The following is a 25,249-nucleotide window of genomic DNA, read 5'->3' as shown; positions in this document are numbered from 1 at the left end:
CGATTCCCGATACGGATCGGAAGAGGGTGATCAGGCGCTCTTCTCGTCGGCCGCCCAGAGGTGCTGCGCCGCATAGGCGCGCCAGGGGCGCCAAGCCTCGGCGCGCTTCTGCAGCTCCGCCGGGGAGGGGCGGGCGCCGTCCCGCCCGGCAGCGCCGCGCAGCAGGCCGATATCGCTGGCCGGAAAGGCATCCGGCTCCCGCACGGCCCGCAGGGCGATGTAATGGGCCGTCCATTCGCCGATGCCGCGGATGGCGCTGAGCCGCGCGACCGTCTCCTCCACGGTGCCGAGCGGCCGGAACAGGTCCGGCTCCGCCACCGCGGCCTCCGCTACCGCCTTCAGGGCGGCTTTGCGGGCGTTGGGCATGCCGAGGGAGCTGATATCCGCAGCCAACACCTGGGCGGCGGTCGGGAATGCGAGGGTGAGGTCGTCGTTCTGGGCCTGGCTTTCCGGAAACGGCGTGCCGCAGATCCGCGTGAGCCTGCTGCCGAGCTGTCGGCCTGCCTCAACGGAAACCTGTTGGCCGAGGATCGCCCGCATGGCGACCTCGAACCCGTCCCAGCCGCCCGGGACGCGCAGGCCCGGCCGCGCGGTGACGAGAGGGGCGAGCTGCGGATCCTGCGCCAGGTGGCTCGTTACGGTCATCACGTCGGCGCCGAGATCGAAGACGCGCCGCACGCGCGCCACGATGGACGGCAGGGCCTGGACGCCGGGGAAGCGGATGACCGCCTCCAGGCTCTCCTTCTCGGCCAGATGGGACACTGCCACCGTGCCGGTCATGCCCTCGTGCAGGACCGTCCTGCGATAGACGCCCCCCTCGACCCGTTCCACCCCGTCGATGGCACGAGCCTTGAGGAAGGCCAGCATGGCGTCCCAGTCGTAAGGGGCCCGGTAGCGCAGCCGGACGGTCACGCCCGTGGTCGCGGCTGATCCTTCGGGCAGCGCGTTCACACTGCGCTTGCGGATCGCGCTCGGCGGCCGGCGGTAGAGCGCCTGGAAGGTCTCGTTGAAACGGCGCACGCTGCCGAAGCCCGCGGCCAGCGCGATCTCGGACATGGGCAGGCGTGTGTCGTGGATTAGCTGCTTGGCGAAGAGAATGCGCCGGGTCTGCGCGACCGCGAGGGGCGAGACGCCCAGATGTTCCTGGAAGAGGCGGCGCAGCTGGCGCTCACCGATGCCAAGCCGCGAGGCCAGCGCCTCGACGCTCGCCTCCTCGCCGTCGAGGGCACCTTCCGCGATGAGGGCGAGCCCCCGCGAGACCGTATTCGAGGTGCCGCGCCAGGACCCGAGATCGGGCGCAGTCTCGGGCCGGCAGCGCAGGCAGGGGCGAAAGCCCGCCTCCTGGGCGGCGGCTGCCGAGGGATAGAACCGGCAATTCTCGAACTTGGCCGTGCTCGCCGGGCAGATGGGGCGGCAATAGATCCCCGTGGACGTGACACCCACGAAGAGGCGCCCGTCGAAGCGCCGGTCGCGGGATTGCAGGGCTCTGTAGCAGGCGGCGGGGTCAAGATTCGTCATGTGGTCATCCTGCCACCATGGCGGCCGGGACGCTCGCGGTTTTCGGACGTGAACGCCCGGCCTGGGTCCCGAATCGGTCAATCGCGGCCTTCGCCCGGTTCTGAGGATTTCCTGCCTGTCCCTGGGCCTATGGTCCCGATCTTTTCACGACATCCAGAATTGGGCGAAAATTCTCAAACGGCGCAGTCATTTAGCCGCGGCACTACCCCTAAAGAGACATGGCCTGCCGGAGGCGTTCCCTTAGGCTTTTCGGACAAGACCGGCCAAAAGGAACAGCAATGACGGGCACAATTTCGGTCCAGCGCACCGGCAACCAGGATATCGACGCCCTGCTCTCAGGGCAGATGTGGAACACCCAGAACCTCACCTACAGTTTTCCGACAAAGGCCTCCTATTACGGCTCCGGCTACGGCCAGGGCGAGCCGCAGGACGGCTTCGCGCCACTTAATGCTCAGCAGATCGCCGCTGCTCATGCGGTTCTCGGCGCAATTGCGGCCGTTGCGGATGTGACCTTCACCGAAATGCAGGAGACGTCCACGGCGCACGCGACCCTGCGTCTTGCCTCGTCGGCCATGCCTTCCTCCGCTTGGACCTATACGCCGGCCGATTATCAGGAGGCGGGCGATACCTGGTTCGGCACCTCGAAGGGCTGGTACGACGCGCCGGATCCCGGGAATTACGGCTTCTACACCATGCTGCACGAGCTCGGGCATTCGCTCGGGCTGAAGCACGGCAACGAGGCCGGCGGCTACGGCGCGCTGCCCTATGCGCACGATTCCATGGAATATTCGGTGATGACCTACCGCTCCTATGTGGGCGCGGCCGGGCAATATGTGGAGAACGAGACCTGGGGCTACGCCCAGTCGCTGATGATGGACGACATCGCGGCCCTGCAACACATGTACGGCGCGAATTTCTCCACCCATGACGGCAACACGGTCTACCGCTTCGATCCGGCGACGGGCCAGGCCTTCGTGGACGGGCAGGGGCAGGATGCACCGGGCGCCAACCGCATTTTTCTGACGATCTGGGATGGCGGCGGCACCGACACCTATGACTTCTCCAACTACGCCACCGGCCTTTCGGTCGATCTGCGGCCCGGCGCCTGGTCCACCCTGTCGAAGGCCCAGCTGGCGCAACTCGGCAGCGGCCACATGGCCCAGGGCAATGTGGCGAATGCGCTGCTGTACGAGGGCGACCCGCGCTCGCTGATCGAGAACGCCATCGGCGGAGCGGGCAACGACACGATGACCGGCAATGCGGCCGCCAATACCCTGAAAGGCGGCGCGGGCAGCGACCGCCTCAGCGGTCTCGACGGCAACGACGTTTTGATCGGGGGCAGCGGCAACGACATTCTCACGGGCGGCGCCGGCGCGGACGCGTTCCGGTTCGACACGCCGCTCAGCCGGAGCACCAATCTGGACCGGATCACGGACTTCAACCCAGCAGACGACACGATCATGCTCGACCACACGATCTTCGGCGCAGCCGGAACGGCGGGCTTCCTGCCTGCGGCGGAGTTCTGGACCGGGACCCGGGCGCATGACGGGTCCGACCGTATCGTCTACGACGCCTCGACGGGTCTCATCTCCTACGATCCTGACGGCACTGGCCGCGCGGCGGCGGTGCAGTTCGCACAGGTGAACAAGGGCCTCAAGCTGACAGCCGGCGATTTCCTGCTCGTGTGAGAAATTGCTGTTCCGGTCGCGCTTCAGGCCGGGACAGCCCACCCTTCGTGGTGGGGCGGGCCCTTGCGCCAGCCCCTTGCGCTCCGTGTGCGCTCAACTTAAGCTTCCGTAACAATAAGAACAAAAACGACCGAATCGCGCGAGGGCTTCAGGGAGGAAGCGCTTGGAGAAACGGTTCCGCGACGTCGGACACGACGGGTTTTCCAAGTTCGGAACCCGGGCACCGCCGCGGTTGATGTCGGGATGCATCGCTCCTCCTTGCCTGCGGGACATGAGCCATGGCGCTCGTTCTCGATAGGGTCGGAAAAACGGTCGGCACGCAGATACACGTCGCGGACGTGTCCCTCTCCCTGGAGCGCGGCTCCCTCAATGTGCTCCTCGGAGCGACGCTTGCCGGCAAGACGTCGCTCATGCGGCTGATGGCGGGCCTCGATGCGCCGACGCAAGGCCGGGTCATTGTCGACGGAAAGGACGTGACGGGCTGGCCCGTGCAGCGCCGCAGCGTCGCGATGGTCTATCAGCAATTCATCAATTACCCGTCCTTCTCGGTCTACGAGAACATCGCCTCGCCCCTGCGGGTGGCGGGTCTTCCGAGGAGCGAAATCGAGAGCCGCGTGCAGGAGGCCGCGCGTCTCCTCAAGCTCGAGCCCTATCTCGACCGCAAGCCGCTCAGTCTCTCGGGCGGCCAGCAGCAGCGGACCGCCATCGCCCGGGCCCTGGTGAAGCGCGCCGATCTCGTCCTGCTCGACGAGCCCCTCGCCAATCTCGATTACAAGCTGCGCGAGGAGTTGCGGGAGGAGCTGCCGCGAGTCTTCGCCGCGTCGGGCGCGGTCTTCGTCTACGCCACCACGGAACCCTCCGAGGCCCTGCTCCTCGGTGGCAACACCGCAACCCTCTTCGAGGGCCGCGTGACGCAGTTTGGCCCCACGCCGCAGGTTTATCGGCGCCCGCAGGATCTCATCACGGCCCGGGTCTTCTCCGATCCGCCGCTCAACATGCTGGGCGCCCGGGTGGCAGGAGGCGCCGTGGCGCTGGATACGGGTGGAGAGATCCGCGCGACGGGCGCCTTCGCGCAGGTGCCCGACGGTAGGTATACGGTCGGGTTCCGCGCCCACCATCTCGGGCTCGAGCGAGTATCGGACGATGCCGTTCCCATTCCGGCGATCGTTGCGGTGGTGGAGATCACCGGGTCGGAGAGCTTCATCCATCTGGAAGCCGGGCGCCATCGGTTCGTCGCACTGGTGCCGGGCGTGAAGCGCCTTGATCCGGGTGCGTCGGTCACGGCCTATCTCGATCCGCGCCACCTGTTCCTGTTCGACGAAGCGGGGCGCCTCGCGTCGGCGGATGCCGCGCAACAGGCCGCGTGAGGAGATCGCCTTGGCTCGCATCGCCCTCGACCATCTCGCTCACTCCTACCGCCCGGATCCGCGCGGGCCTCAGGACTACGCCCTTAAGGAAATCGACCATGTCTGGGAGCAGGGCGGTGCCTATGCGCTGCTCGGCCCCTCGGGCTGCGGCAAGACGACCTTGCTCAACATCATCTCGGGGCTGGTGCACCCGACGCGCGGCCGCATCCGCTTCGACGAGCGGGATGTGACCGACCTGCCGACGGAAGCGCGCAACATCGCGCAGGTGTTTCAGTTCCCGGTCGTCTACGACACCATGACGGTGCGCGAGAACCTGGCCTTCCCGCTGAAAAACCGCGGCGCTCCGCGGGACATGACCGCGGCCCGCGTCGACGAGATCGCACGGCTTCTCGACCTGACCCGCGTGCTCGACCGCAAGGCCAGCAATCTCACGGCCGACATGAAGCAGAAGATCTCCCTGGGGCGCGGCCTCGTGCGGCCCGATGTGGCGGCGATCCTCTTCGACGAGCCGCTGACGGTGATCGATCCGCATCTCAAGTGGCAGTTGCGCTCGACCCTGAAGGAGATCCACCGGGCGCTGGACATCACCATGATCTATGTGACGCACGACCAGACGGAGGCCCTGACCTTCGCCGACAAGGTCGTCGTCATGCATGACGGCGCCGTCGTGCAGACCGGAACGCCGGAAGAGCTCTTCGAGCGGCCTGCTCACACCTTCGTGGGCCATTTCATCGGCTCGCCGGGCATGAACATCCTGCCGTGTCGGGTCGAGGGCGCGACCGCCTATGTGGGCGACGAGCCCGTAGCCCTCCGGCGGGCCTATCCGGGCCTGTCCCGAACAGGACGGATCGAGCTCGGCATCCGGCCCGAATTCGTCTCGCTGCAGCCGAAGGGTGCGGGCCTGCCGGTGCGGCTGCGGCGCATCGACGATATCGGCCGCGCCCGCATCGCCCGGGTCGAGATGGCCGGGCGTCCGCTCGCCGCAAGCGTGCCGGACGATGTGTCCGTGACGGGCGACGAGGCCGCGCTCACGCTCGATCCGCGCCATATCCACATTTACGCGGACGGCCACCTCGTCGCGGGTGAGCCGGCCGAGGGAGGCGCCGCATGACGAAGACCCTCAACCAGAAAGCCTGGTTCCTCGTCCTGCCCGTCTTCGCGCTCGTCGCCTTCTCGGCCGTGCTGCCGCTCATGACGGTGGTGAATTATTCGGTGCAGGACACCTTCGGCAACAACCAGTTCTTCTGGAACGGCGTCGGCTGGTATCAGGACCTGCTCGACCCCTCGCGCGATCTCGGCAGCCGCTTTTTTGGCGCGCTCTGGCGCACGCTCCTGTTCTCGGCGATCATCCTCGCGATCGAGGTGCCACTCGGGATCCTGGTCGCGTTGTCCATGCCGCGGGAAGGGTGGCGCGTTGCGCTTTGCCTCGTTCTGATGGCGCTGCCGCTCCTCATTCCGTGGAACGTGGTCGGCACGATCTGGCAGGTCTTCGCCCGCGGCGATATCGGCCTTCTCGGCTGGGCCGTGAACCGGCTCGGGATCGACTACAACTACACGGGCCACTCCCTCGATGCCTGGATCACCATCGTGGTCATGGACGTCTGGCACTGGACGAGCCTCGTGGCGCTCCTCTGCTATGCGGGCCTCAAATCCATCCCGGATGCCTATTATCAGGCGGCACGCATCGACGGCGCCTCACGCTGGGCGGTGTTCCGCACGATCCAGCTGCCCAAGATGCGCCGTGTCCTGCTCATCGCGGTCCTGCTGCGCTTCATGGATTCGTTCATGATCTACACGGAGCCCTTCGTGCTCACCGGCGGCGGGCCGGGCAACGCCACCACGTTCCTGTCCATCGATCTGGTGAAGCTGGCGCTCGGGCAGTTCGATCTCGGCAAGGCGGCCGCCATGTCGATCGTCTACAACCTTATCATCCTGGCCATCTGCTGGGTGTTCTACACCGTCATGACCAACGTGGATGCGCAGCGCGAGAGGGTCGAGGGATGACGGACACGGTCGTCATGGGCCGGACGAAGGCCGCGAAGATAGAGCGGGCGGCAGCGGCGCATCCCGCCGTCGCCAGGCCGCGGATCGGCGGGAAAGCGGCCGTGATGACCCTCTATCTCTTGTTCCTGATGCTGCCGATCTACTGGCTCGTGAACATGAGCCTGAAGACCAACATGGAGATCACAAGCGGCCTGACGCTCTGGCCGCGACAGCTGACCTTCGAGAACTACATCAAGATCTTCACGGACGAGAGCTGGTATTCGGGCTACATCAACTCGCTCACCTACGTGATCATCAACACTGTGCTGTCCATCTCAGTCGCGCTGCCGGCCGCCTATGCGTTCTCGCGCTACCGCTTCCTGGGCGACAAGCATCTCTTCTTCTGGCTGCTCACCAACCGCATGGCGCCGCCTGCGGTCTTCGCGCTGCCCTTCTTCAATCTCTATTCGGCCATCGGCCTGTTCGACACGCCCTGGGCGGTCGCCCTGGCCCATTGCCTGTTCAATATCCCGCTGGCCGTGTGGATCCTGGAGGGCTTCATGTCCGGTGTGCCGCGGGAGATCGACGAGACGGCCGCCATCGACGGCTATTCGTTCCCGCGCTTCTTCGTGAAGATCTTCATGCCCCTGATCGCCAGCGGCATCGGCGTCGCGGCCTTCTTCTGCTTCATGTTCTCGTGGGTCGAGCTGCTGCTCGCGCGTACGCTGACCTCGGTGAACGCGAAGCCCATCGCCGCCACCATGACCCGCACGGTCTCGGCGGCCGGCATGGATTGGGGGCTGCTCGCGGCGGCGGGCGTGCTCACCATCGTGCCGGGCGCCCTCGTGATCTGGTTCGTGCGCAACTACATCGCCAAGGGCTTTGCCCTGGGCCGGGTCTAAGGGAGCGCGTCCGATGTCCGATTTCGCCTGGATGGCCTGGACCTGGCAGACGGCGCTGTTCTTCGTCGGGATCGCGAGCCTGCTCTTCGTCATGACGGTTCTCGCCGTCTATCGCTCGGAGACAGAGCGGGTCGGGATCCTGCGCATTCCCACGACACGGGGCGACCGGCTGTTCATCAGCCTTTTGGGCGCCGCCTTCATCCATTTGGCCTGGCTCGGGCTCGTCGGGCCCGATCTATGGTGGGCCTTTGGCCTCTCCCTCGTCTACGCGGCGGGCGCGTTCCGCTACGTGTGAGGGCAGGGCCCCAGAATCTCTGCGGCGCTGCGCCGAGGAGAGCAACCCGACCGGCCGAGAGGCCGGCCGACACGGGAGGAAGAACCAATGATCGTAAGATCGCGTTTCAGGCTTCTTGTTACGGCGAGCACCGTCGCGATGGTGCTCGGAACGGGCACAGCCTTCGCCGGAATGGATGAGGCGAAGAAATGGGTCGACAGCGAGTTCCAGCCCTCGACCCTGTCCAAGGACGAGCAGATGAAGGAGATGGAGTGGTTCATCAATGCCGCGAAGCCCTTCGCCGGCACGGAGATCAATGTGGTCTCCGAAACGATCACCACCCATGAATACGAGGCCCGCACGCTCGCCAAGGCATTCACGGAAATCACCGGCATCAAGGTGAACCACGACCTCATCCAGGAAGGTGACGTGGTGGAGAAGATCCAGACGCAGATGCAGTCCGGACGCAACATCTACGACGCTTGGGTGAACGATTCCGACCTCATCGGCACCCATTTCCGCTACAAGCAGGCCATTGCGCTCGACGACTGGATGGCGGGCGACGGCAAGGACGTCACCAACCCGATGCTCGACGTGAACGACTTCATCGGCAAGTCCTTCACGACGGCGCCGGACGGCAAGATGTACCAATTGCCCGACCAGCAATTCGCCAACGTCTACTGGTTCCGGTACGACTGGTTCCAGCGGCCGGACCTGAAGGAGAAGTTCAAGGCCAAGTACGGCTACGATCTCGGCGTGCCGGTGAACTGGTCGGCCTATGAGGACATCGCGGAATTCTTCACCAACGACGTGAAGGAGATCGACGGCGTCAAGGTCTATGGCCACATGGATTACGGCAAGAAGGACCCGTCTCTCGGCTGGCGCTTCACCGACGCCTGGCTCTCCATGGCCGGCAATGGCGACAAGGGGATCCCCAACGGCCTGCCGGTGGACGAGTGGGGCATCCGCATGGAGGGCTGCCGTCCGGTCGGCTCCTCTGTCGAGCGCGGCGGCGACACCAACGGGCCCGCGGCTGTCTACTCCATTGTCAAGTACCTGGACTGGATGAAGAAATATGCCCCGCCGCAGGCGAACGGCATGAACTTCTCGGAATCCGGCCCGGTCCCGGCGCAGGGCAACATCGCCCAGCAGATCTTCTGGTACACCGCCTTCACGGCCGACATGGTGAAGCCGGGCCTGCCGGTGGTGAACGAGGACGGCACGCCGAAATGGCGCATGGCGCCTTCGCCCCACGGCTCCTACTGGAAGGACGGCATGAAGCTCGGCTACCAGGATGCCGGCTCCTGGACGCTCCTCAAGTCAACGCCCGTGGAGCGCCGCAAGGCCGCCTGGCTCTATGCCCAGTTCGTGACCTCGAAGAGCGTCTCGCTGAAGAAGAGCCATGTGGGCCTCACGTTCATCCGCGAAAGCGATATCTGGGACAAGAGCTTCACGGAGCGCGCGCCCAAACTCGGCGGCCTGATCGAGTTCTATCGCTCGCCGGCCCGCGTGCAGTGGACGCCGACCGGCAACAACGTGCCGGATTACCCCAAGCTCGCGCAGCTCTGGTGGCAGAACATCGGTGATGCGGCATCGGGCGCCAAGACCCCGCAGCAAGCGATGGATGCGCTTGCGGCTGCGCAGGACGAGGTGCTCGGCCGTCTGGAGCGGGCGAACGTGCAGGGCGAATGCGGACCGAAGCTGAACCCCAAGACCTCGGCCGAGGAGTGGTTCAAGAAGGCGGCCGCCGCCGGCCAGATCGCACCCCAGCGCAAGCTCGAGAACGAGAAGCCGAAGGGCGAGACGGTGGATTACGACACGCTGATCAAGAGCTGGCCCGCTTCGCCACCGAAGCGCAGCTAGCCTGATCTGAAGGCGCCTTAAAGGCACGGCACCAAAGTTTGCCGGAACGGCTTAAGAGCCCGTTCCGGCAAACGCTGCTTCAGGCTTCACAAGCCCGCATTTCCCCAATCCGAGTCAGAACAGCTTGCGATAGACGACGAAGCCCGAGCGCTCCGCCACCCGGTCGTAGAGCTGCATGGCCGTCGCATTGGTCTCGTGCGTCTGCCAATAGACCCGCGGTGATCCGGCGAGAGCGGCCTGCCGGTAGACGCCCTCTATGAGCGCGCGTCCGACGCCCTTGCCACGGGCTTCTTCGGTGGTGAAAAGATCCTGCAGGTAGCAGCTCGGCGCAATCGCAGTCGTGCTGCGGTGAAAGAGGTAATGCGCGAGGCCGATGAGCCGATCTCCGCTTTCGGCGACGATCGCATGGACCGGCTCATAGGAATCGAAGAACCTCTCCCACGTCATTCGCGTGACGGCAGGATCGAGGGCCGTCGGTCCGGAGCGCCCGTAGAAGGCATTGTATCCGTCCCACAAAGGCTGCCATTGGGCATGGTCTTCCCGCCTGATGGGACGGATCGAGAGGGTCTCGCGCATGTGTCGCTCCGCAAGGCTTTGTCACCCGAGAGGCGGAGCGTGACCCGGCAATGCTTCGATTTCCTTAAAGCCCGCGGGTTCACGCCGCCGGGGCGGAAGCCTTGGCGCGCAGGAGCATGCCGAAGAGATCGCGCGGGTCGTCCGGATCGGCGAGCAGGTCCAGCTCCTCGTAGAGCCCCGTGCGCTCGATCTGGCGCTTCACGTAGCGCAGGGCCGAGAAGTCCTCGATGGCGAAGCCGACGGAGTCGAAGAGGGTGATCTGCCCTGCATCGGTGCGACCGGGCACGCTGCCGGCGATCACCTGCCACAGCTCGGTGACCGGGTAGTCGGCGGGAAGCTGCTGGATCTCGCCCTCGATGCGCGTCTGCGGCGGGTATTCCACGAAGATCTCGGAGCGCCGCAGGATGTCCGGGTGGAGTTCGGTCTTGCCCGGGCAATCCCCGCCCACCGCGTTGATGTGCAGGCCCGAGCCGACCATGTTGTCGGTAAGGATCGTGGCATTCTGCTTGTCGGCCGTGACCGTGGTGACGATCTGCACGCCCTCCATGGCCTCCTCGATGGAATTGCAGATAGTGATGTCCAGACCCATACCGGCCAGGTTGCGGGCGCAGCGCACGCTCGCCGTCCGGTCGATGTCGTAGAGGCGCAGCCGGTCGATTCCGACAAGTGCCTTGAAGGCCAGCGCCTGGAACTCCGATTGTGCGCCGTTGCCGATCACCGCCATGGCCCGTGCGCCCCGGGGGGCCAGGTGCTTGGCGGCGAGGGCCGACGTCGCGGCCGTGCGCAGGGCCGTGAGGATCGTCATCTCGGTCAGGAGAACCGGGTAGCCATTCCCCACGTCGGCCAGCACGCCGAAAGCCGTGACGGTCTGTCGGCCCTCGCGGGTGTTCTTGGGATGGCCGTTGACGTATTTGAAGCCGTAGACCTCCCCGTCGCTGGTGGGCATGAGCTCGATCACGCCTTCACGGCTGTGCGAGGCCACGCGCGGGGTCTTGTCGAACAGCTCCCAGCGGCGGAAATCCGCTTCGATTTCCTCCGCCAGCTCCACGAGGAAGCGCTCCACGCCGATGGCGAGGACGAGCTTCATCATGTGATCGACGCTGACGAAGGGGACGATATTGAGCTTGTCGGTCATGGCTCAGAAACTCCGGGTCGGGCGGTCGAGAACGCGACGGCCCATGAGACTGGCGACGAAATCCACCATGAGCAGGGCCGTGCGGCCGCGCTCGTCGAGGAACGGGTTGAGTTCGACCAGGTCGAGGCTCGTGACGAGGCCGCTGTCGTGGAGCAGTTCCATGATCAGGTGCGCCTCGCGGAACGTTGCGCCGCCCGGCACCGTGGTACCGACGCCGGGTGCGATGCCGGGATCGAGGAAGTCCACGTCGAAGCTCACATGCAGCCGGCCCCGGGCCGCGGCCACGCGCTTGAGGAAGGCTTCGAGCAGGGGCGCGACCCCGTTCTCGTCGATGGCGCGCATGTCGTGGATCGTCACGCCGGTCGTGGCCAGCGCCGCCCGCTCCGCCGGGTCGACGCTGCGGATGCCCATCATGCACACATTCTCGGGCCGAATGGGGGCATGGAGCGCCGGGAAATAGCCGTCGAAGCCGCCCCGGCCCGTGGCATAGGCCATCGGCACCCCATGGAGATTGCCGCTCTGCGTGGTCTCGAGGGTGTGGAAGTCCGGGTGCGAGTCGAGCCACAGGACGAAGAACGGGCGGTCCTCCTCGGCGGCCCGGCGGCTCAGGCCCGTCATGGAGCCGGCCGAAAGGCTGTGATCGCCTCCAAGGAAGATCGGCATTCCGTCGCCCGCGGCTTCGTAGGCCGCCTGAGCGATGGATTCCGTCCAGGCGACCACTTCGGGCAGAAACTTGATCGCCCCATTGTCGTGGGTGATTTCGCGGCGCGGAGCCGGGCCGAGATTGCCCCTGTCCTCGACCGTATAGCCAAGGTCGCGCAGGGCGCCCGCGAGGCCGGCGGTCCGGAAGGCGCTCGGGCCCATGTCGCAGCCGAGGCGCCCGGTGCCCTCCTGCACCGGAAGTCCCAGGAGGATGCATGGCCTGCGCGTCATTCGGTGTCTCCGTCTCTGTGATGGTTTCGCCAAGCTAGCGAAGGTGCTTGGCGAAACGAACGATAAAGATTGACAAATATGTCGAGGTGGTTGCTCAAAATGAGCAGATTGGCTTTCCAAAACGGCGGACCATGAACGAACTCGACCAGCGCCTCATCACGCTCCTACGCCATAACGGACGGCGCAGCGTGTCCGATCTTGCCCTGGAGCTCGGCGTCTCACGGGCGACCGTGCGGGCGCGCATGGAACGGCTCGAACGCTCGGGCGACATCGTGGGCTACACAGTGATCCTACGGGCGGATGCAGTGTCGCTGCCCGTGCGTGGCATTATGCTCATCGAGGTGGAGGGACGCGCGGCCGATCGGGTCGTGGATGCTCTTGGGGGCTTTCCGGAGGTTGGCGCCATCCACACCACCAACGGCAAGTGGGACCTGGTGGTGGAGCTCGGCGCCGCGAACCTGACCGATTTCGATGCGGTGCTGCGGCGCATCCGCCTCATCCCCGGCGTGATCGCGTCCGAGACCAACCTTCTGCTCGCCACTCCACGCAGTACCCGGGCGCGGCTGTAGAGTGCGACGCAGCACGGCCTCCTGGGCGTCCGTCCGCCATACCCCCGTCACAGGAATCGCCTAGGCATCCTGGTATGAGGAACGAGACGGAGGTTTCGATGCCGGAACGACGCGAGCCAAGCCTGAAGGAACTGCTCTCGGATCCCATCGTGCGCCAGCTCATGGCGCGGGACGGAACATGCGAGCGGCAGGTCCGCTCCCTTGCCGTGTCGGTGCGCCGGCGCATGGCGCAGCAGCGTCGTCTTACGGTGGCTGCTCAGGCGCTCCCGTCCCGATCCCGGTCGCACGCGGCCTGCGGCGATTAACGCCCGAAAACCTGCAACCTTCCCGGCATCAGGGAAGAAGCCACCAGGTCACGCCCCAGACCGGGAGAACGATCAAGGCCGCCAGCAGGATCGCCAGGAGGATATGACGGAGCCGGAGAGGCTGCCCCGGCCTCGAGCGCTGGCGCGCGGCGTGCCGCGTCTCCCGCTCGGGATGGGGCTCGCTCATTTCACGCCTGCGGCGTCGGAAACCGGGAACGGCGTCTCGCCGACGCGCCAGCGCTCGGGCGCTATGAGCACGCGCCTGCGCTTCTGCGCCTCGAAGTCGAGGGGCGGCTTCGCGTTGTCGATGAACCGGCCGATCTGCTCATGGAAATCGGAGCCGGTGCGCCAGAAGCCCACATTCAGGAACGTGGTCCAGTTAGAATCGAGATCCCACACCATCCAGGGAAACTGGTTGCGGTCCTCCACCCGGCTCAGGAATTCGCCCACGAGGCCTGTCCGGTCCGCAACTGTCGCCTTGGTCGACCAGTAATCGAGGAAGTCCTGCTCGCGCCCCTTCTTGATCCGCCACTCGACGACCACGATGCGCGAGGAAGCGGTGTTCTGTGCGTCCGCTTTATGTGGTTTCGCCTGCTGAGTCGGAGCCTCCTGCGAGAACGCGGCCGGCGCGGTCAGGAGGCCCAGTATCGTAAAGGCCGTAGCCCAGGCCGAGGTGCGGCTCATCCGCCGCCCCGAAGGATGCCGCAGAGGTATTTCCAAGCACAGTCCGGCCTTCATGATTTCAACCCTCCCATTCCGGCGAGAGTATTGTGCAGTTCTGTCGGAAAGGCGAGTTAGGACCCATAGTTTTTCTGTGGGCGATATTGCGTTGATCGCGCTTTTCGCAGTGAAGAACCCCGAAGACTTATGAGTGGTGCCGGTGATTTCTTTATTCGCCTGATATTCCCTTTCGGAATTTGTATACTTGCGCATTCCGTGGTTCGCCGATGCTGCTCAGGAATGTTTCATCACCGCTTCAGGCGGAATTGATCATATTTCATCATTTGCCTTGATGGGTCCGGCGGCGTAATCGAGTCACCTTTCGCGGGAAACGATGACCATGTCGCAAGCCACCATGCCCCGGGCCGGGGCCGTCTCAGAGGCAGAGCCGGCCCGGCTCGAAGGCAGCACCCTGGGACTCTATGTGGCGACCGTCCTCCTGTGGGGTGTGAGCTGGATCGGCATCCATGCCCAGCTCGGGGTGGTGGCGCCGGAAATGTCGGTCCTGTGGCGCTTCGTCCTGGCGGCGCTCTGCACCTGGGGCTGGGCCCTCGTGGCCGGAATGCGCCTGCGCTTCTCGCTGGCCGACCACCTGCGCTTCATGGCCGTGGGCGTGTGCCTGTTCTCGTTCAACTTCATCTGTTTCTATTACGGCGGCCTCACGGTGCCTTCGGGGCTTCTCTCCGTGGTGTTCTCCCTGGCGTCGATCTTCAATCTCGTTCTCGGCTTCGTGATTTTCCGCCAGAAGGTGGACGCCAGGGTCGCCCTGGGCGGATGCCTCGGGGCCGCCGGGATCGTGCTGCTGTTCTGGCCGGAAATCACCGGAGCGGGCTTCAACCTTGCAGCCCTGAAAGGGCTCGGCCTGTGCGTGCTCGGCACCCTGTTCTTCTGCTCGGGCAACATGATCTCGACCGTGGTGCAGCGCCGCGGCATCCCGCTGATTTCCGCCAACGCCTGGGCCATGACCTACGGAGTGGTCGTGCTCCTCGTGCTGAACCTCGTTCGCGGCAATGCCTTCATCGTCGAGCCGACGGTGACCTATCTCGGCGCGCTGGTCTATCTCGCGGTCGGTGCGTCGGTGCTCGCCTTCGCGTCCTATCTCACGCTCCTGCGGCGGCTCGGCGCTGCCCGCGCCGGCTATGCAACCGTGCTGTTCCCGATCATTGCGCTCGCGGTCTCGACCCTGGTCGAGGGCTATGTCTGGACGCCCCTCGCAGCCATCGGGGTGGTCCTGGCGCTGGCCGGGAACGTGCTGGTGCTGCGCCGTCCCGCGGCCCGGACCTGACGAAAAGGCCGGTCCGCCGGCCTATTCGGCCGCCGGAGCCAAAAGCGGGCGGGTCGAGCCCAAATTGTCGAGGGACTGCTTGATGTGGAAGCCGAGCGCGTCCGCCAGCGGATTCTCGCCGCCACGGGCGCGGATCAGGCCGATCTTGCACGAGGGCAGGGCAGGGAAGCCGTCGGATGGGCCAAGAATGCGCATGCCGGGCCGCACCGCGCTCTCCGGCAGCACCGAGACCGCAAGCCCGGCCAGGACCGCGGCACCCACCGCGGTCGAATGCCAGCTCACATAGGCGATGCGGAAGGCACGGTCGGCGCCTTCCAGCGCTTCCGTGGCCGAGTGGCGCCAGTCGCAGTTCGGACGTCCGAGCGCCAGCGGGATCGGCTTCTCCTCATGCACTGCATGGCGGCCGGACGTGACCCAGAGCAGCTGCTCGATGCGCACGATCTCGGACGGGCCGCGACGGTCCACATGGGTGATGATCGCGAGATCCAGATCCCCGTGCTGCACCCGCTCGATGAGGTTGTGTGTCGGCTCGCACATCACCGTCACCTCGGCCTTCGGGTTGGAGCGGGAGAAGCGCGCCAGGATCTCGGGCAGGTAGCGATCCGCATAATCGTCCGGCAGGCCGAGACGGACCCGGCCGACCAGCTCGTTGTCGTTGAAAGAGGCCATGCATTCGGCGTTCAGGCGCACGATGCGGCGGGCGTAATCCAACAGCCGCTCGCCTTCCTCGGTGAGCTTCGAGAGACGCCCGTCACGCTCGAAGACCGGACGACCGATCCGGTCTTCCAGGCGCTTCATCTGCATGGAAACAGCGCTCTGCGTCTTGTGAACTACATCGGCCGCGCGGGTGAAGGAGCCCGTATCCGCAATGGCGACGAAAGTCCGCAGCTGATCGATATCCAGAAGGTGCACGGGGATTCTCCGTTCATCACGATTGCTGATGATACACATCTCAAACAATCGCTTCAAGTGATGATAGGACTGGCGTATCAATGATGCGCACGATCTCGGAAAGCCATTTCTCATCAATGGCTTATCGATGAATTTTGCCTTGAAGGCACGCCCTGTCGTCCTTCTGGAAATGCCCTGAAGTCCCTGTGGGAGCGCGCCTCCGTGCCCGCCTGTCCCGCTGAAATCCGAACGCGAAGGATTCCGTCATGAACCGGTCCGCCACCTCCGTCACGAGTCTCCCCGGAGCGACGTTTCTGGGAGTGTTCGTCCGTTCCGTCGCCAACTTCGCCAGGGCTCTGCAACATCGCCATGAGATCAGGCACCTGGCCGAGTTCGACGACCGCATGCTCAAGGATATCGGCCTCGTTCGGGGCGATGTGGAAGGCGCTCTCTCCGAGTCCCTTTTCCATGATCCGTCCTGGGTCTTGGTTCGATCCGTCGGGCAGCATTCGCGCGGCGAAAAGGCCGTCCCCGCAAAGGCTCGGCCTGCCGTTCCCATGGTGAAGCCGCGGTTCTCGGGCGCCCAAGCCTAGGGGCGTTAGCGCCCTGAGCCACGCGGCTTCCAGGCCTCGTCCAGAATCGACTGGAGGGACGCGAGATACTGCATCTGCATCTCGTGTCCCTGCTGCATCACGCCCTGCCAGGGTGGAAGCGCATCCTCTTTCGGCGACGACGGCGAGGGCTTGCGTGTCCCGGCCTCTCCCCCGTTCGGCTGGAAAGCCTGCATCCATCCCGTCCAGAGCTCGGCCCATGGTTCGGCGGGTGCAACCTTCCGGGGTTTTTTCGCAGGCGGCGAGAGAATCTCGGCCATGCGCTCCTGGCTCGTCATCATCCCGTGCAGGGTCCCGGCAAGGAGGCCGGCCATCAGCGGCAGAATCTGCCGCATGAGGTCGATATTGAGGCCCGTGAAATCGGCGACCTGCTGGGCAACGCGCCGGCTCGCCTCATCGGTAGCAAAGATGCTGTCGATCACCAGCTTGCCGTTCTGCGGAGCCTGGGGCGAGAAGGCTTGGCCCATGGCCTGCCAGGGATTGGCGGAGGCGGTCCCGGCCAGGCTCTGGAGGAACGGATTCGACGGCGCCGTGAGCATGAGATGCTGCATGCCCATCGCGAAGGCCGGCAGGAAGGCCGCCAGGGCCTTCGTGGCCTGATCATCCGAAAGGCGGAACTGGCGGGTCAGGAGGTCGAAGCCGGGGTTCTCCTGGGCCTGCCGCATCAGATCGAACCAGTTGAGCATCGCAGGCTCCTTTCCGCGAAAGGCCCGCTGGGACTACGGTCTACAGGGGCACCGTAGCTTGACGCTCCAAGCGCCGAATTGTCCAGAACGCAGTGATGATCGCCCCGATGCCGAATGCGACGGAACCGGCGCCGATCCCCAAAAGAGCACCCTTCGGCCCGCCCATCTCGGCGCCCACATACGCGAAGGGGATCATGCCCAGGGTCGCCCGACCCCAGTTGAAGAACGTCGACAGCAGCGGGAAGCCGAGATTGTTGAAGGACGCGTTGGCGACGAAGACGAGGCCCACGAAGAACCAGATCAGGCCGCTGTACTGGCAGAAGAACTGGACGACGTCGGCCGTCAGGGGCGGCGCATTGAAGAGCAGGGTCAGCGGTACCCGGACGAGATAGAGGAGCAGCCAGACGCTGCCCACATAGATCACCATGAACGTGAGCGCGTCCTTCAGGACCTGCCTGACCCGGCCATATTGCCGTGCGCCCCAGTTCTGCCCCATGACCGGACCGATGGCGCCCGCAAGCGCGAAGAGGCCGCCGAAGGCGACCGGCGTCACCCGGTCGATGATCGCGGACGCCGCGATGGCCTGGTCCCCGAAGCGGGACATGATGCTCGTGAAGAACGCATTGGAGACCGGCGCCGCAATGTTGGTCAGGATCGCCGGGACCGCGATGGCGAAGAACGAGCGGGAATCCGTGAGCACATGGTCGAGGCGCGGCCAGGACAGGAGGTCGTGGTGGCGCATCACATAACGGAAGCTCACATAGACATAGGCGAAGCGCGCCAGGTCGATGGTCAGGGCCGCGCCGTTCGACCCAAGTCCAAGGCCGAAAATGAAGAGCGGATCGAAAAGGACCGTGACGGCCGCGACCGAGAGGGTCGCGTACATGCTGCGCTTGGCGTCTCCGGCGGCGCGCAGCACATTGGACAGGCCCATGCCGAGAGCCATCACGCCGTTGGTCGGGAGCGCGATCCACAGGAAGTCGTGGGCGACCTGGAAGGTCCGGCCGGACGCGCCCATGGCCTCCAGCATCCAGGGCAGCACGGCCAGCATCGCAAGGCTGACGAGGCTCGCCACGAGGACCATGAGCGCGGACCCCGATGTGGCCCAGCGGCGGGCACGGGCCGGATCGCGTGCGCCGAGGGCGCGCGATACGAGGGCGCCGATGGGGATCATCAGGCCCACATTGATCGAGACCGTGAAGAACATCACTACGGTGGCGAGGCCCACGCCTGCGGTAAGGCTCGGGTCGTTGAGCCAGGAGATGTAGAGCAGCGAGATGAAATCGACGATGAAGATGGCGATCAGGCCGGCCGCGCCCGTTCCGGTCATGACCAGCACGTGGCGCATGGTGGAGCCCGCCACGAAGCGCGGCACCGCCGCTTCCGCCGGACGCGGTGTCTCGACGCGAGGCGCGTCCATCAGAAAATTCCTTCGTTGAGGATGTCTCGGGTCTCTGGGCTGAGGCCGCGGGCCTTGCCGGAGGGCTTCAGAAGGGGTTCGGGCGTGATCTTCGCGCCCACCACAAGTTCGGCGCCGCCCATGTCGCCGACCGACTTCTGCAGCACAAGCCGGGCGATGTCGCGCTTGCGGATCTCGTCGGCGCTCTCCGCTGCCGTCTCGGGGTCGAAGCCCAGCTCCTCCAGGGTCGTGCGCCCGAAGACGATCGCCGATTCGAAGCATTCCCGGATCTGGTAGTCCACGTTCATGCCCATGAGATCGATGGCATGGATGCGGTCGTAAGCCCGCACGAAGCTGCGGGCGTTCTGGAAGTCCTGGTGGACGATCTCGACGATCTTCCGGGTGACGTCCGGATGGTCCGTGCAGATGCAGACGACCTCGGCTTTCTCGGCCCCTGCGGCGCGCAGCACGTCGAGGCGGGTGCCGTCGCCGTAAAAGACCTTGAGGCCGAAGCGGGCCGCGTCCCGGATACGCTCCACGTCCTTGTCGATGACCGTCGCCTCGATGCCCTGGGCGAGCAGGACTTGATTGACGATCTGGCCGAAGCGACCGAACCCGATCACCAGCACGCGGCTCGACAGCTCGCCTTCCTGCCCCGGCAGGGCCGCGGATCCGGGATGGGCGTCGTCGCGGCTGCGCGCGCCGATGAGCCTTTCCAGCGCCGTCGCAACGATGGGGCCAAGGAGCATGGTGATGGCCGCCAGCGCCGTCACGAGCTGGGTTTCGGCAGGGGTCAGAAGGCCGAGCCCCAACGAGAAGGGAAGCAGGACGAAGGCGAACTCGCCGGCCGGGCTCAGGAGGATGGCGGAGCGCAGCCCGTCGTGCCAGGAGGCGCCGAAGATCCTGGACAGCAGGGTCAGGATCAGAGTCTTGCCGAGGATCACGGCCGGAGCCGCAATGGCCAGGGCCATCCATTGCCTGTGCACGAGGGCAAGGTCGATGGACATGCCGACGCTCATGAAGAACAGGCCGAGCAGCATGCCGCGAAACGGCTCGATATCCGCCTCGAGCTGGTGCCTGAAATTCGATTCCGCCAGCAGGAGGCCGGCCAGGAAGGCGCCCATGGCCATGGAGAGCCCGACTTCCTCCATGAGCAGGGCCGCGCCCAGCACGACCAGGAGCGCGGAGGCGGTCATCACCTCCCGTGCACCGCTGCGCGCCAGGATGCGGAAGAAAGGATTGAGCCCGTAGCGCCCGACGAGCACGACAAGCCCGATAGCCCCGAGGGTCGTCCCGACGGTCACCAGCCGGTCGGACAGGGAGTTCTGCTCGATGGCGTTGAGGCCGGAAGCCAGGAGGGGCAGGATCGCCAGGAGCGGCACGACCGACAGGTCCTGGAACAGCAGGATCGCGAAGGAGCGCTGGCCGTAAGGGGTCTGGAGATCGTTCCGCTCGCCCAGCATCTGCAGGGCGATGGCCGTGGCCGAGAGTGCCGTCGCGACCCCGGTCACGAAGGCGCCCTTGGACGAGAAGCCGAAGGCGTAGGCGCCGCCTCCGAGACACAGGGCCGTGAGCACGAGCTGGGCCATGCCCAGGCCGAAAATGTCCCGCTTCATGGACCAGAGATGGCTCAGCTTGAGCTCCAGCCCGATGATGAAGAGAAGCAGCACGACGCCGAGCTCGGCCACCGTCGCGATGGTCTCGCGCTCCCCGACGAGGCTGAGGCCCGACGGGCCGATGACGATTCCGGCCGCGAGATAGCCCAGCACCGCGCTCAGGCCGAGGAGGCGGAACAGCGGGACCGCGACCACGGCCGCGCCGCAGAAGGTCAGGATCGGGGGAAGGAAGCTGACGTGGGAGGCCGTGTCCGCCATCGGTGATCGCAATTGGTGAGAGAATGCTTCTTTCTAGGGGGTCTTGCTCCCGAGCGCGAGACTTTCTTCAGGGGTCACGTCACGCGAATAAGCGTCGCTCCCGCTTGACAGGGCGGGCCCTGTCTCGCCACATCGCCGCATCATGACGAACCCGCCTCTCGACATCCTGCTTTGTGCCCCACGCGGCTTCTGCGCCGGGGTCGTTCGTGCCATCGACGCGGTCGAGAAGGCCCTGGAGACCCATGGCGCCCCGGTCTATGTGCGCCACGAGATCGTCCACAACAAATACGTGGTCGAGAGCCTCAGGCGCAAAGGCGCGGTGTTCGTGCGGGAGCTCGACGAGGTGCCCGACGGGGATGCGCCCGTGATCTTCTCGGCCCATGGGGTGCCCAAATCGGTGCCCGAGGCCGCCGCCGCCCGCCGGCTCTTCGCCATCGATGCCACGTGCCCGCTGGTCACGAAGGTCCACCGGGAGGCCCAGGTCCATTTCAAGCGCGGCCGTCACATCATCCTGATCGGCCATCGCGGCCATCCGGAGGTGATCGGCACCATGGGGCAGCTGCCGGAAGGCGCCGCAACCCTGGTCGAGACCGTCGAGGACATCGCCCGATTCGAGCCTGCCGACGCGACGAACCTCGCCTTCGTGACCCAGACTACGCTCTCGGTGGACGACACCCAGGAGATGGTGGATGCCCTGAGGGCGCGCTTCCCGACCATCGTGGGGCCGCACAAGGAGGACATCTGCTACGCCACGACGAACCGCCAGGGAGCGGTCAAGCGGGTGGCACCCCTGGTGGACGCGATGATCGTGGTCGGCTCGCCCAATTCGTCCAATTCTCAGCGCCTGCGCGAGGTGGCCGAGCGGGAGGGCTGCCCGATCGTGCGGCTGATCCTGCGGGCGGAGGACATCGACTGGAGCCTCTTCGGCAATATCCGGCGGCTCGGCATCACGGCCGGCGCGTCGGCTCCGGAGGTGCTGGTCGAGGAGATCATCGACGCCTTCGCCGAGCGGTATCAGGTTTCGGTCGAGAGCATTTCAACGGCGGACGAGAGCGTGTTCTTTCCGCTGCCCCGCGAGCTGCGTGAACAGGCGGCAGAATAGATCATGGCGGTTTACACGGAAGTCCAGGACGAGGAGCTCGCAGCTTTCCTCGCCACCTACGATATCGGCACGGTGCTGTCCTACAAGGGCATCGCCGAGGGGGTGGAGAATACGAATTACTTCCTCCACACCACGGCCGGCTCCTACATCCTGACCCTCTACGAAAAGCGGGTCCGGCAGGAGGATCTGCCCTTCTTTATCGACCTGATGCAGCACTTGGCCCGCAAGGGCCTGAACTGCCCCCTGCCGGTCAATAACAGCCAGGGAGAGGCTCTCGGCCGGCTTGCCGGGCGCCCGGCTGCGATCTGTACCTTCCTCGACGGTATCGCGGTCCGCCGCCCGACCGCGCAGCATTGCGGCGCCCTTGGCGCGGCCCTGGCGCGGCTTCACCTGGCGGGCCAGGATTTCGGCCAGGTTCGGCCGAACGCCCTTTCCATCGACGGCTGGCCGCCTCTCTTCGCCCAGGCCGAGACGCAAGCCGATACGGTCTCGGCCAGGCTGGCGGAACGGACAAGGCGCGAGCTGGAAGCTCTTGCGGCCGAATGGCCCTCGGGCCTGCCGTCCGGCATCATCCATGCGGACCTGTTCACCGATAACGTGTTCTTCATCGGCGCCGAGGTGTCGGGTCTCATCGACTTCTACTTCGCCTGCACGGATGCCTTCGCGTACGACGTCGCCATCTGCCTCAATGCCTGGTGCTTCGAGGCGGATGGCTCCTTCAACCTGACGAAGGGCAGGGCGCTGCTTGCCGGCTACCGGTCGGTCCGCCCGCTCGCGGCCGAGGAGGTCGAGGCGCTTCCCGTCCTGTGCCGCGGCTCGGCCATGCGCTTCATGCTCACCCGTCTGGTCGACTGGCTCAACGTGCCGCCGGGCGCCCTGGTGAAGCCGAAAGACCCCCTTGAATACGACCGGAAGCTCAACTTCCATCGCCATGTGAGGCACGCCCGCGAGCTGGGACTCGCCGCATGAGCGAGCCCGAGCGCGTTACGATCTACACGGACGGCGCCTGCTCCGGAAATCCGGGGCCGGGCGGCTGGGCCGCAATCCTGATCTTCCGCGGCGTCGAGAAGGAGATTTCCGGCGGCGAAGCGCAGACCACCAACAACCGCATGGAGCTGCAGGCCGCCATCGAGGGCCTGAACGCCCTCAAGCGCTCCTGCACGGTCGATCTGTTCACGGATTCCCAATATGTGCGCCAGGGCATCACGGCCTGGATGCACAACTGGAAGCGGCGCGGCTGGCGCACGGCCGACAACAAGCCCGTGAAGAACGAAGACCTGTGGCGCGCGCTCGACGAGGCGGCCGGCCGCCACAAGGTGGCCTGGCACTGGGTCAAGGGCCACGCGGACGATCCCACCAACGTGCGGGTGGACCAACTTGCCGTCGCGGCGCTTCAGCCGTTCAAACGGAACGGCAATCGAGCGGGACCGAAGGCCCCGCCCGCATCCGTCTGATCTGCTCGATCAGAGGCTCTTCAGGAGGTTCTCGGCCCCGGAAATCTGGGCCTTGGAGGGAGCATCCTCCACGTTGAGCACCTTCACGACCTCGTCCTCCACGAGCATCGCGTAGCGCTGCGAGCGTGTTCCGAGGCCGAAGCCCGAGCCGTCCATGGCGAGCCCAAGCGCCTTGGCGAAGTCGCCATTGCCGTCGGAGATGAACTCGATGTTCTCGGCGCCCGCCGCCTTCGACCAGGCATCGAGCACGAACACGTCGTTGACGGCCGTCACGAGGACCGCGTCGACGCCCTTGGCTTTGATCTCGTCCAGCTTCTGCACGTAGCCCGGGAGGTGGTTGCGGTGGCAGGTGGGCGTGAAGGCGCCCGGAACGGCCACGAGCACCACCGTCCGCCCCTTGAAGAGGTCGTCGGTGGTCTTCGCCACGGGGCCGTCCGGCGTCATGATGCGGAACGTCACCTGCGGCAGGCGATCTCCAACCTGAATGGTCATAGGCGTTTCTCCAGAAATGGGCTGGTGCTTTCGCGCTCTTCGCGAAGGAGGGGTAGACAGGTTTTCCTGCATGATGCTCTAGCGCGGCTGTCCGCTCCCGTCGAGCATCACCTGTGTCTCCACCGCGCGCTCGCCGGCCACGAGGGTGAGCAGGATCGGAACGGGGCCGGACGCATCCCTCGGCTTGTCCTCGACGACGACCGCGAAGGCCCCGTCGGGACCGGCCTCGGAGGTCGAGAAATACCAGTTCTCCGGTCCTTCGGCGAAGAGGGCGGGCTTGGTGCCTTCGGCAGCGCGCACCGTCACCTTGAGGCCCGGCCTGTCGCTGCCGGAGGGCGCCACGAACAGGATGGAGAGATCGCCCGGAGCACCGAGGGGCTGAGGACGGGGAAGACTCGCCAGGGCCTTCTCCAGCGCGGCGCGCTGAGCCGCATCCGCTTCCGGGGCGGCCGTAAGCTCCGCGTGGGCCGGAATGCAGATATCCTTGCACACTCCGTAATCGACGGTCAGGCGAAGGGTCACGGGCTTCGCCGGGTCGGCAGGCTTCACGAGCGCCGGAAGGACCACGGCATCGTGGTAGACATAGGCCGTGCCGCCCGCATCCACCTGTCGGGACGGCGGCGGCCATTTCACATCGACGGAGGCGACATTGTCGGAGGCGGACCAGTCGAACCGGGGCGGCAGCCCGGAATCGCCGGGGGTACGCCAGTAGGTCTTGAAACCTGGATCGAGAGCGATCTCGACGCCGCCGAGCCAGGCGTCTCCTCTGGGTCCACCCGAGAGGAGCCGCGCGCGGGAGTGAAATCCCTGTACCCAGGACGGAGAGGTCGCCGTCTGGGCCTGCCCAAGACCCGGGAAGAGCGCTAGAATAAACAAAAGGGCCGCAGATGCGGAAGTTAAACGAAATGTCATGGAACTGACGCCTCCCTGACGCGCTTCCCTTATGCGGTTTCTTCCGGGCGCTGCCATCCACGATCCCGTGAGCAGTGCCTGCAACACAGATGCGAGAAATGAGTCTATTGTCGCCTTCGACCGATATGAAGTCCCGTTACCTGGATGGCCAGCTCCTCGTCGCCATGCCCGGAATGATGGACGAGCGCTTCGCGCGGGCCGTGATCTATATCTGCGCCCATTCGGATGACGGCGCCATGGGCATCGTCCTCAACCGGCCTGCCCAGAACGTGAGCATGCCCGATCTCCTGGTGCAGCTCGAGATCGTCCCGGAGCTGGAACGCATTCTCCTGCCTCAGAACGTGGGGCGGATGCAGGTGCTCATGGGCGGTCCTGTGGAGACAAGCCGGGGCTTCGTCCTGCACTCTGCCGATTACCATATCGCCCAATCGACCCTCCTCATCGACGAGAGCGTCTGCCTGACCGCCACTGTCGATATTCTGCGGGCCATCGCCAAAGGCGAGGGACCTGAGAATGCCATCCTGGCGCTGGGCTATGCGGGCTGGGAGGCGGGTCAGCTCGAAACGGAGATCCAGGCCAATGGCTGGCTCAACTGCCCGGCCGATGCGGAGCTGATTTTCAACGCCTCCGCGGAGCTGCGCTACGAAATGGCCCTGCGCCGCATCGGGGTCGATCCGGCAATGCTGTCGATCCAGGCCGGTCACGCCTGA

General features: G+C 65.7%; 27 protein-coding genes. 15 read left to right on the top strand and 12 right to left on the bottom strand.

Features of this window, described 5'->3' with window-relative positions; translation table 11 throughout:
* Positions 1-30 precede the first annotated feature (30 nt).
* Positions 31-1,518, bottom strand: a complete 1,488-nt coding sequence (locus C4E04_RS21755) for a DNA-3-methyladenine glycosylase 2 family protein (protein WP_109598562.1) — start codon at positions 1,516-1,518, stop codon at positions 31-33.
* Positions 1,519-1,796: 278 nt separating this feature from the next.
* Between C4E04_RS21755 and C4E04_RS21655 the strand changes: the two genes are divergently transcribed.
* From C4E04_RS21655 to C4E04_RS14950, 7 genes are all read left to right on the top strand, one after another.
* The gene (locus C4E04_RS21655) at positions 1,797-3,206 is read left to right on the top strand and encodes a M10 family metallopeptidase (protein WP_109598559.1); all 1,410 of its coding nucleotides are present in this window, start codon (positions 1,797-1,799) and stop codon (positions 3,204-3,206) included.
* Between the two features lie 278 nt (positions 3,207-3,484).
* Complete coding sequence (locus C4E04_RS14975) at positions 3,485-4,573, top strand: ABC transporter ATP-binding protein (protein ID WP_109598557.1); 1,089 nt, start codon at positions 3,485-3,487, stop codon at positions 4,571-4,573.
* Between the two features lie 10 nt (positions 4,574-4,583).
* Positions 4,584-5,684 carry an ABC transporter ATP-binding protein gene (locus C4E04_RS14970; protein ID WP_109601174.1) on the top strand — a complete coding sequence of 367 codons (1,101 nt, stop codon included), beginning with the start codon at positions 4,584-4,586 and terminating at the stop codon, positions 5,682-5,684.
* Entirely contained in the window at positions 5,681-6,577 is an 897-nt protein-coding gene (locus tag C4E04_RS14965; protein ID WP_109598555.1) for a carbohydrate ABC transporter permease, read from the top strand. Before C4E04_RS14970 ends, C4E04_RS14965 begins: the two co-directional genes overlap by 4 nt.
* Positions 6,578-6,681: 104 nt before the next feature.
* Positions 6,682-7,458 carry a carbohydrate ABC transporter permease gene (locus tag C4E04_RS14960; RefSeq protein ID WP_245416332.1) on the top strand — a complete coding sequence of 259 codons (777 nt, stop codon included), beginning with the start codon at positions 6,682-6,684 and terminating at the stop codon, positions 7,456-7,458.
* A gap of 13 nt (positions 7,459-7,471) precedes the next feature.
* Positions 7,472-7,753: a DUF2160 domain-containing protein gene (locus C4E04_RS14955; protein ID WP_109598553.1), complete on the top strand. Its 282-nt coding sequence runs from the start codon at positions 7,472-7,474 to the stop codon at positions 7,751-7,753.
* Between the two features lie 138 nt (positions 7,754-7,891).
* The gene (locus C4E04_RS14950; protein ID WP_245416331.1) at positions 7,892-9,595 is read left to right on the top strand and encodes an ABC transporter substrate-binding protein; all 1,704 of its coding nucleotides are present in this window, start codon (positions 7,892-7,894) and stop codon (positions 9,593-9,595) included.
* A gap of 114 nt (positions 9,596-9,709) precedes the next feature.
* On the opposite strand, the gene C4E04_RS14945 is transcribed toward C4E04_RS14950, so the two are convergent.
* The 3 genes from C4E04_RS14945 to rocF all read right to left on the bottom strand — a co-directional run bounded on the left by C4E04_RS14945 (position 9,710) and on the right by rocF (position 12,239).
* Positions 9,710-10,171, bottom strand: a complete 462-nt coding sequence (locus C4E04_RS14945) for a GNAT family N-acetyltransferase (protein ID WP_109598549.1) — start codon at positions 10,169-10,171, stop codon at positions 9,710-9,712.
* A gap of 79 nt (positions 10,172-10,250) precedes the next feature.
* The gene (locus C4E04_RS14940) at positions 10,251-11,306 is read right to left on the bottom strand and encodes an ornithine cyclodeaminase (RefSeq protein WP_109598547.1); all 1,056 of its coding nucleotides are present in this window, start codon (positions 11,304-11,306) and stop codon (positions 10,251-10,253) included.
* Between the two features lie 3 nt (positions 11,307-11,309).
* Positions 11,310-12,239, bottom strand: a complete 930-nt coding sequence (gene rocF, locus C4E04_RS14935) for an arginase (protein WP_109598545.1) — start codon at positions 12,237-12,239, stop codon at positions 11,310-11,312.
* A 131-nt stretch (positions 12,240-12,370) separates the two neighbouring features.
* On the opposite strand from rocF, the gene C4E04_RS14930 reads away from it, so the two are divergent.
* Positions 12,371-12,808 (top strand): Lrp/AsnC family transcriptional regulator, encoded by a 438-nt coding sequence (locus C4E04_RS14930; protein ID WP_109598543.1) that lies wholly within the window; start codon positions 12,371-12,373, stop codon positions 12,806-12,808.
* Positions 12,809-12,906: 98 nt separating this feature from the next.
* Positions 12,907-13,113, top strand: coding sequence for a hypothetical protein (locus tag C4E04_RS14925; RefSeq protein ID WP_162559419.1), 207 nt, complete (start codon positions 12,907-12,909; stop codon positions 13,111-13,113).
* 28 nt (positions 13,114-13,141) lie between these two features.
* Here C4E04_RS14925 and C4E04_RS20950 read toward each other — a convergent pair whose 3' ends face one another.
* Together C4E04_RS20950 and C4E04_RS14920 are read right to left on the bottom strand one after the other, a co-directional pair.
* Complete coding sequence (locus C4E04_RS20950) at positions 13,142-13,300, bottom strand: hypothetical protein (protein ID WP_162559418.1); 159 nt, start codon at positions 13,298-13,300, stop codon at positions 13,142-13,144.
* Positions 13,297-13,797, bottom strand: coding sequence for a hypothetical protein (locus C4E04_RS14920; protein WP_109598539.1), 501 nt, complete (start codon positions 13,795-13,797; stop codon positions 13,297-13,299). Before C4E04_RS14920 ends, C4E04_RS20950 begins: the two co-directional genes overlap by 4 nt.
* A 376-nt stretch (positions 13,798-14,173) precedes the next feature.
* On the opposite strand from C4E04_RS14920, the gene C4E04_RS14915 reads away from it, so the two are divergent.
* On the top strand, positions 14,174-15,118 hold the full coding sequence (locus C4E04_RS14915; RefSeq protein WP_245416114.1) for a DMT family transporter: 945 nt from the start codon (positions 14,174-14,176) through the stop codon (positions 15,116-15,118).
* A gap of 21 nt (positions 15,119-15,139) precedes the next feature.
* Here C4E04_RS14915 and C4E04_RS14910 read toward each other — a convergent pair whose 3' ends face one another.
* Complete coding sequence (locus tag C4E04_RS14910; RefSeq protein ID WP_174219279.1) at positions 15,140-16,069, bottom strand: LysR substrate-binding domain-containing protein; 930 nt, start codon at positions 16,067-16,069, stop codon at positions 15,140-15,142.
* Between the two features lie 206 nt (positions 16,070-16,275).
* Here C4E04_RS14910 and C4E04_RS14905 point away from each other — a divergent pair, with 206 nt between their 5' ends.
* A complete protein-coding gene (locus C4E04_RS14905) occupies positions 16,276-16,602 on the top strand; it encodes a DUF1127 domain-containing protein (protein ID WP_109598535.1) in 327 nt (108 codons plus the stop codon).
* A 5-nt stretch (positions 16,603-16,607) separates the two neighbouring features.
* On the opposite strand, the gene C4E04_RS14900 is transcribed toward C4E04_RS14905, so the two are convergent.
* The 3 genes from C4E04_RS14900 to C4E04_RS14890 are packed head-to-tail and all read right to left on the bottom strand — an operon-like array spanning position 16,608 to position 20,579.
* Positions 16,608-17,306: a DUF937 domain-containing protein gene (locus C4E04_RS14900; RefSeq protein WP_109598533.1), complete on the bottom strand. Its 699-nt coding sequence runs from the start codon at positions 17,304-17,306 to the stop codon at positions 16,608-16,610.
* A gap of 40 nt (positions 17,307-17,346) precedes the next feature.
* A complete protein-coding gene (locus C4E04_RS14895) occupies positions 17,347-18,726 on the bottom strand; it encodes an MATE family efflux transporter (RefSeq protein ID WP_109598531.1) in 1,380 nt (459 codons plus the stop codon).
* Positions 18,726-20,579 (bottom strand): monovalent cation:proton antiporter-2 (CPA2) family protein, encoded by a 1,854-nt coding sequence (locus C4E04_RS14890; protein WP_109598529.1) that lies wholly within the window; start codon positions 20,577-20,579, stop codon positions 18,726-18,728. Before C4E04_RS14890 ends, C4E04_RS14895 begins: the two co-directional genes overlap by 1 nt.
* A gap of 142 nt (positions 20,580-20,721) precedes the next feature.
* Here C4E04_RS14890 and ispH point away from each other — a divergent pair, with 142 nt between their 5' ends.
* The 3 genes from ispH to rnhA are packed head-to-tail and all read left to right on the top strand — an operon-like array spanning position 20,722 to position 23,135.
* Entirely contained in the window at positions 20,722-21,681 is a 960-nt protein-coding gene (ispH, locus tag C4E04_RS14885; RefSeq protein WP_109598527.1) for a 4-hydroxy-3-methylbut-2-enyl diphosphate reductase, read from the top strand.
* Between the two features lie 3 nt (positions 21,682-21,684).
* Complete coding sequence (locus tag C4E04_RS14880) at positions 21,685-22,650, top strand: homoserine kinase (RefSeq protein WP_109598525.1); 966 nt, start codon at positions 21,685-21,687, stop codon at positions 22,648-22,650.
* Positions 22,647-23,135, top strand: coding sequence for a ribonuclease HI (rnhA, locus tag C4E04_RS14875; RefSeq protein WP_109598523.1), 489 nt, complete (start codon positions 22,647-22,649; stop codon positions 23,133-23,135). Before C4E04_RS14880 ends, rnhA begins: the two co-directional genes overlap by 4 nt.
* Positions 23,136-23,144: 9 nt before the next feature.
* Here rnhA and C4E04_RS14870 read toward each other — a convergent pair whose 3' ends face one another.
* Both C4E04_RS14870 and C4E04_RS14865 read right to left on the bottom strand, forming a co-directional pair.
* The gene (locus C4E04_RS14870) at positions 23,145-23,627 is read right to left on the bottom strand and encodes a peroxiredoxin (RefSeq protein WP_109598521.1); all 483 of its coding nucleotides are present in this window, start codon (positions 23,625-23,627) and stop codon (positions 23,145-23,147) included.
* 78 nt (positions 23,628-23,705) lie between these two features.
* A complete protein-coding gene (locus C4E04_RS14865) occupies positions 23,706-24,539 on the bottom strand; it encodes a protein-disulfide reductase DsbD domain-containing protein (protein WP_162559417.1) in 834 nt (277 codons plus the stop codon).
* A 98-nt stretch (positions 24,540-24,637) separates the two neighbouring features.
* Between C4E04_RS14865 and C4E04_RS14860 the strand changes: the two genes are divergently transcribed.
* The gene (locus tag C4E04_RS14860) at positions 24,638-25,249 is read left to right on the top strand and encodes a YqgE/AlgH family protein (RefSeq protein ID WP_245416113.1); all 612 of its coding nucleotides are present in this window, start codon (positions 24,638-24,640) and stop codon (positions 25,247-25,249) included.

This window comes from Microvirga sp. 17 mud 1-3 (genome assembly GCF_003151255.1).
Lineage (GTDB): Bacteria > Pseudomonadota > Alphaproteobacteria > Rhizobiales > Beijerinckiaceae > Microvirga.
This window is presented reverse-complemented; position numbering and strand designations above follow the sequence as displayed.